Source organism: Streptomyces rubellomurinus (assembly GCF_000961885.1).
GTDB classification, from domain to species: domain Bacteria; phylum Actinomycetota; class Actinomycetes; order Streptomycetales; family Streptomycetaceae; genus Kitasatospora; species Kitasatospora rubellomurina.
This window is the reverse complement of the sequence record NZ_JZKH01000395.1, coordinates 1-233: the sequence shown is the minus strand read 5'-3', so window position 1 is coordinate 233 and position 233 is coordinate 1. Positions and strand designations below refer to the sequence as shown.

Sequence of the window (233 nt, the reverse complement as noted above, 5' to 3'; positions counted from 1 at the left end):
ACGGCATCCCGATCAAGGTCGCCGTCATCAACAACGGCTCCCTCGGCATGGTCCGCCAGTGGCAGACGCTGTTCTACAACCAGCGCTACTCCAACACCGCCCTGCACTCCGGCACGGGGGCGACCCGGATCCCCGACTTCGTCAAGCTGTCCGAGGCGATGGGCTGCGTCGGCCTGCGCTGCGAGCGCCCCGAGGACCTGGACGCCGTCATCGAGCAGGCGATGGCGATCGAC

At 67.8% G+C, this 233-nt stretch carries 1 protein-coding gene; it reads left to right on the top strand.

Going from position 1 to position 233, the window contains the following annotated elements; genetic code table 11:
* Window positions 1–233 (top strand): thiamine pyrophosphate-dependent enzyme (locus VM95_RS38340; protein WP_045706446.1); only part of this gene is annotated, 233 nt, incomplete at both ends.